This is a genomic window from Ilumatobacter sp. (assembly GCF_049588435.1).
Taxonomy (GTDB): Bacteria; Actinomycetota; Acidimicrobiia; order Acidimicrobiales; family Ilumatobacteraceae; genus Ilumatobacter_A.
Genome location: NZ_JBAVYV010000256.1, coordinates 1 through 6,156 on the forward strand (window position 1 = coordinate 1; position 6,156 = coordinate 6,156).

At 64.4% G+C, this 6,156-nt stretch carries 6 protein-coding genes; 1 reads left to right on the top strand and 5 read right to left on the bottom strand.

Features of this window, described 5'->3' with window-relative positions; translation table 11 throughout:
- Nucleotides 1–315 (top strand): tyrosine-type recombinase/integrase (locus WBV89_RS10000; protein ID WP_423981194.1); only part of this gene is annotated, 315 nt, incomplete at its 5' end.
- A gap of 483 nt (nucleotides 316–798) precedes the next feature.
- On the opposite strand, the gene WBV89_RS10005 is transcribed toward WBV89_RS10000, so the two are convergent.
- The 5 genes from WBV89_RS10005 to WBV89_RS10025 form a co-directional block, all read right to left on the bottom strand.
- Nucleotides 799–2,148, bottom strand: coding sequence for an aspartate aminotransferase family protein (locus WBV89_RS10005; protein ID WP_423981195.1), 1,350 nt, complete (start codon nucleotides 2,146–2,148; stop codon nucleotides 799–801).
- 49 nt (nucleotides 2,149–2,197) lie between these two features.
- Entirely contained in the window at nucleotides 2,198–3,214 is a 1,017-nt protein-coding gene (locus WBV89_RS10010; RefSeq protein WP_423981199.1) for a TIGR03842 family LLM class F420-dependent oxidoreductase, read from the bottom strand.
- A gap of 2 nt (nucleotides 3,215–3,216) precedes the next feature.
- The gene (locus tag WBV89_RS10015) at nucleotides 3,217–4,704 is read right to left on the bottom strand and encodes a CoA-acylating methylmalonate-semialdehyde dehydrogenase (RefSeq protein WP_423981196.1); all 1,488 of its coding nucleotides are present in this window, start codon (nucleotides 4,702–4,704) and stop codon (nucleotides 3,217–3,219) included.
- 54 nt (nucleotides 4,705–4,758) lie between these two features.
- On the bottom strand, nucleotides 4,759–5,772 hold the full coding sequence (locus WBV89_RS10020) for an isopenicillin N synthase family dioxygenase (RefSeq protein ID WP_423981197.1): 1,014 nt from the start codon (nucleotides 5,770–5,772) through the stop codon (nucleotides 4,759–4,761).
- Between the two features lie 144 nt (nucleotides 5,773–5,916).
- On the bottom strand, nucleotides 5,917–6,156 hold a 240-nt coding region (locus WBV89_RS10025), incomplete at its 5' end, for a M20/M25/M40 family metallo-hydrolase (protein WP_423981198.1).

A 6,156-nucleotide genomic window follows, 5' to 3' on the forward strand; every position in this document is an offset into this window, starting at 1 on the left:
ACCTTCACCGAACCCGAGCCTGATGCACTGGTGTTCCGGTCGATCAAGAAGAAGCCGCTCCTCAATCGATACTTCCAACCATCGTGGAGTCGAGCCAGGCGCGACGCAGGTGTCGCCGGGAACCTCCGGTTCCACGACCTGCGACACCTCGCTGGCACCACCGCCGCAAGTTCCGGGGCTTCCACGGCGGAGATCATGGCACGGCTCGGCCACTCGACTCCCGATACATCGCTCCGCTACACCAGGGCGACCGAGGCACGCGACGCCGAGATCGCCGCCAGCATCGGCGACCGCATCAGACGCGAACTCTCCTAACGGCGGCTGCACGCAGTAGACGACGATCCGCGTCATGCGCGGTTCGAAACTGTCCCCTGCGGGCGACTCGGGGACGCGATTGCACGGGTGGTCCTGCGCGCGTTACGGGACGGTCGTTCGTTCGCGCAATGCCGGTTCTGTGCGGGCAGAGTGCAAACGGGCTGGAACGTTTTGAGCGGTCCCGACCGAGCGGATTCGCCAGCAACCGCTGACCGCCACGCTGACGTGGGCCGGACTCGGCATCCAAACCCCGTACCCGAGGCGATGGCTTCCCTCGGACGCGGGCCGCCTCCTTGGGGATGTCCAGCTCAACCTCCGTCGCCGACACGGAAAGCCCGATCGCTGTTTGGTTCGGCAGCGTAGCTACGAACATTCTGACCTTGATTTCTTGGTCGACTGCGAACCGGGGAGTTTCGTGTGAAGCACCGCCTGGTCTCCGATGGTCTGGAACATGATGACTCACGAACCACGCCGGCCGAGTTCTCAACGCGCGTGGACGTCCGCTCTGTCGAGAACAGCATCCACGATCTCGAGGCCGTGACGGATCTCCTCCTCGGTGGTGGTGAGCGGCGGCACGATGTGTAGCCGGTTGAAGTGCGTCAGCGGCCACAGGCCCTGTTGCTTGCACGCGTTCGACAGTTCGGCCATCGGTGCTGCTGACTCGCCGCTGGCATTGAACGGCACGAGTGGCTCCCGTGTCGTCCGATCACTGACCAGTTCGATCGCCCAGAACACCCCGAGGCCACGCACCTCGCCCACCGATGGGTGCCGGCCGGCGATCTCCCGAAGCGTGGGTCCGATGACGTCGTCACCGAGGTGGCGGGCGTGGTCGACGACCCCGTCCTCTCGCATGACGTTGATGGTGGCCACGGCTGCTGCGCATGCCAGTGGGTGCCCGGAATACGTGAGCCCACCCGGAAAGGGGCGATTGGCGAATGTGTCGGCGATGCTCCGGCTGATGACGACTCCCCCGAGCGGCACGTACCCGGAGTTCACGCCTTTGGCGAAACAGATGAGGTCGGGGACGACGTCCCACCGGTCGACGGAGAACCACTTGCCGCATCGACCGAAGCCCGACATCACTTCGTCGACGATCATGACGATGCCGTGCTGGTCGCACAAGTCGCGAATGCCCTGGAGGTAGCCGTCGGGCGGAACGAGAATGCCGTTGGTCCCGACGACGGGCTCGATGAGGATCGCCGCGACATTCTCAGCGCCCTCGACCATGAGCACATCGGCCAGATGGACGAGCGCGCGCTCGGACTCCTCGTGCTCATTCGAGGCGTGAAACGACGATCGGTAGAGATATGGCCCCCAGAACTTCACCATGCCGGGCGGGCCGGGTTCGCTCGCCCATCGGCGTGGGTCTCCAGTCATCGCGATGGCGGCCGCTGTCCCGCCGTGGTAGCTCCGGTACATCGTCAGCACCTTGTGCCGGCCCGTGTGTATCCGCGCCATTCGGATCGCGTTCTCGTTCGCATCGGCTCCGCCGTTGGTGAAGAAGACGCTGTCGAGATCAGCCGGGGCGAGCTCGGCGATAAGACGTGCGGCCTCGCTGCGTGCAGCGTTCGCTTGGTACGGCGCGATCGTGCACAACTGGTCGGCCTGTTCCTTGATGGCAGCAACGACCTTCGGATGCTGGTGACCAACGTTGACGTTGACGAGCTGGCTGGCGAAGTCGAGGTAGCTGTTCCCCTCGCTGTCCCAGATCCGGCTGCCTTCTGCCTTGACGATGTCAGCTGGATCGAGCGACGCCTGAGCCGACCACGAATGGAAGACATGGGCGCGGTCGTCGACCAGCGTACGTGAGAGAGCGGATGCGAGATCGGTCACGAAGTGACCTCCTTGAGGTTGGGGCGAGAAGGTGTCGGCGTTCGTGTCGTCACGTGCGGGCGGAGCGTTGCTCGGCAAGCGACGGCATGATGCGCTCCCCGTACGCCTGCATCGTCGCGTCTTTTCCGTCGTGCTGGAGATAGATGGCGAACTGGTCGACGCCGAGCGACTCCAGCTCACGAAGTCGTCGTAGATGGTCCTCCACACCTCCGAGAATGCAGAACCGGTCGATGATCTCGTCCGGGACGAACTCGGCATGGGCATTTCCGGCTTGGCCGTGCTGGTTGTAGTCATAGCCAGCGCGTCCCCGGATGTAGTCGGTGAGCGAGGCAGGGACGTCGGACGTATCGCCGTAGCGTCCGACGATGTCGGCCACGTGGTTACCGACCATCCCGCCGAACCACCGGCATTGATCTCGCATGTAGTCGAGGTCGTCGCCGACGTACGCTGGCGCAGCAACACAGATTGTGATCTCGTCGGGATCGCGGCCGGCCTGTTCCGCGGCACGACGGACCTCGGTGACCATCCACTCGACGATTTGCGGATCGGCAAGTTGCAGGATGAAGCCGTCGCCAACCTCTCCGGTCAACGCGAGCGCCTTTGGCCCGTAGCCGGCAACCCACACACCGAGTCGGCTACGCGTCGCCCAGGGGAGGGTGATCGTCGATCCCTGGTACTCCACCGACCGCCCGTTTGCCAGTTCTCGTATGACGTTGATCGATTCGCGCAACGTCGCCATGTTGACCGGTCGACCGTTCGTGACACGTACTGCCGAGTCACCTCGACCGATGCCGCACACGGTGCGGTTTCCGAACATCTCGTTGAGCGTCGCGAAGGTGCTCGCCGTGACAGTCCAGTCGCGGGTTGCGGGGTTGGTCACCATCGGTCCCACGGTCAGGTTCCGCGTCCGGTCGAGGATCCGGCTGTAGATGGTGTACGGCTCCTGCCACAGGATGTGGGAGTCGAAGGTCCAGGCGTGCGTGAAACCGTAGGCGTCCGCTTGTTCGGCGAGCTGCACCACTCGGGCAGATGGTGGTGTCGTCTGGAGAACGATTCCGATGTCCATGCTCATCTCACCACCGGAAAGCCGAGGTCAACGGTCGAGCTCTCGGGGTCGGGCCAACGGGTCGTGACGACTTTGCCCTGGGTGTAGAAGGTGACGCCTTCCGGACCATAAATGTGGGCGCTGCCGAACAGACTCGACTTCCAGCCCCCGAAGCTGTAGTAGCTCACCGGCACAGGGACGGGCACGTTGACGCCAATCATCCCAACCGACACGTCTCTCGCGAACTGGCGCGCGGCCCCGCCGTTGCGTGTGAAGATCGCCGTTCCGTTGCCGAACTCGTTGTCGTTGATCAGTGCAACGCCCTCGTCGTAGGACGCGATTCGCACGACGGCGAGCACGGGTCCGAAAATTTCGTCGCGATACACGGCCATGTGAGGTGCCACGTGGTCGACCAAGCTCGGACCGACGAAGTAGCCCTCGCTGGGCAGATCGGTTCGGCCGTCGATCGCAACGGTCGCGCCGTCTGCGGCCGCGCCCTCGATGTAGCTGCAGACGCGGTCGCGGTGTTCGGCGCTGATCAACGGACCCATCTCGGAATCGGGGTCGTTGCCGGGACCCATGCGGATGTCGGGGATTCGTCGGGCGAGCCGTTCGACCAGTGCGTCAGCGATCGTGTCGACCGCCAGCACGACGCTGATCGCCATGCAGCGCTCGCCGGCAGAGCCGTACGCCGCACTGACGGCGGCGTCCGCCGCACTCTCGAGGTCGGCATCGGGTAACACCAGCATGTGGTTCTTGGCTCCGCCGAGTGCCTGCACTCGTTTGCCGTTGGAGGTGCCGGTCGCATATACGGCTTTGGCAACCGGCGTGGAACCAACGAAGCTGATCGCGGCGACGTCAGGATGGTGGAGCAGACGGTCGACGGCGACCCTGTCGCCCTGTACGACGTTGAAGCACCCACGCGGCAACCCGGCCTCAGCAAGCAACTGCGCGAGGAACAGCGAGACGGAAGGGTTCTTCTCGCTCGGCTTCAAGACGAACGTGTTGCCGCACGCGAGGGCGTTGGCGAACATCCACATCGGCACCATCGCCGGGAAGTTGAACGGGGTGATGCCGGCCACGACGCCGAGCGGCTGACGGATCGAGTACACGTCGACCCCCGTTGCAGCCTGCTCCGAATACTCACCTTTCATCAGCTGTGGGATACCGCACGCAAACTCCACGTTCTCGAGGCCGCGAGCGACCTCGCCGAGTGCGTCGGAGAGCACCTTGCCGTGCTCGACCGTGATCAGTCGAGCGATCTCCTTTCGATTGGCGTCGACGAGTTCACGCAGCCGAAAAAGAATCTCCGCGCGCCGACCCAGTCCGGCCGATCGCCAAGCGGGAAATGCTGCCGAGGCGGCGGCAACCGCTGCGTCGACGTCGTCGATCCCGCCGAGCTCGACGGTGCCGGTGATCTCTCCGGTCGATGGGTCGAAGACCGGTCCCGTGCGTGCCAAGATCGACGGGGCGGTCGCTCCGTCGATCCAGTGCGAGATACGTCTACTCATTCGTTGGCTCCTGAAAGATGATTGGGACTCGAAGCGCGTTGGGCGGGGAGACGATCAGGCGTTCGTGCCGAGTGCCGGCGATCGCATCGCGGCGAGCTTGGCGGTGATGTGCGCGCCCGAGGTCGTCGATCCATACTTCGCCGGACGACCCGGCCCGGTGCAGGTTGGAATGACCTCGATCCGCGCGTCGTAGTTCGGCTGATGGAAGAACGTGAAGGACAGTCGGTCCGACTTCGCGTCCTCGACGTTCGGGGGCAGGGCCACGCGATGCACCGTCGAGACCCATTCATCGTTGGTCCATTCGGCCATCAGGTCGCCGAGGTTGACCACGAAGGAGTCGTCGACGTAGGGCGCGTCGACCCACTTGCCGTCCAGCAGAACCTGGAGTCCTCCGGGTGCAGCGTCGCGTTGAACGATCGTGATACTGCCGAAGTCGGTGTGTGCGCCGCCGCGGAGTTGACCGGGCAGGGGTTCGTTCGACAGCGGTGGATAGTGGATTGCGCTCATGTTGGTGATGTGGTGATCGATGCTCGCGTCGAACGCGTTCTCGTCCAGGCCGAGGGCCAGCGCAAAGATGCGCATCACATCGGCGGCCAAGAGCGACAGCGCCCGGTAGTACTCGCTCCAGACCTCACGTAGGCGCTCGGGTCGCGCTGGCCAAAGGTTGTCGGCGAAGAACGCACCGGCGATCTCGGGCGAGTAGTACGGGTTGTCGGACGGCACGTCGATCGGTCCGATCGTGAACGACTCCTTGAGGTCGGGCGGAGAGTCCTGGCCGTAGCTCGCTGCGAGCGACTCCGCTTCGGCCATGTACCCGCGGTAGCGGTCGGCCGGCATTTCGACGGCGTACTTCTCGTCGTCGGGCAGCATGAAGAACTCGGAGGTGACCTCGCGCATCCGTCGAACGAGACCGGGGTCGACGCCATGGCCGGTCACGACCAGAAAGCCGATCGAACGGCAAGCCTCCGCCACTGTCCGGGCGACCTCTTGCTTGCCCTCGGGCGAGCCGCCTCGGTACGGGCCGAGGTCGACGACCGGTATCTCACGTGGTGTCATCATGTCAGTCATCCGGGACTCCTCGTCTGGTGTGGTTCGGTAGTGAATGGTGGTCTGAAATCGATCGAGTGGCGACCGCAGGATCACCGTCGCAGATCGGATGGCAGCGCGGATCGCCTCGTCCGGGTGATTCGCGCGGCACGTGTTTCGACGGTGTTACCCCGATACCGACGGAACGGTGGCGTGGAGTTCGCCCGTCGCCACCAGGTCGATTGCCCGTCGGCACGTCCGGTTGAAGGCGTCGGCGGCCAACATCAGGTGGTCTTCCGATGTGTCCTCCTCCTTGGTATGACTCAGCCCGGCGATCGAGGACGAAAACAACATGACCGTCGGGATCGCCCGGGCGATCTCGCTGGCGTCGTGCAGCGCCCCCGACGGCAACTCGACCTCGTGTCC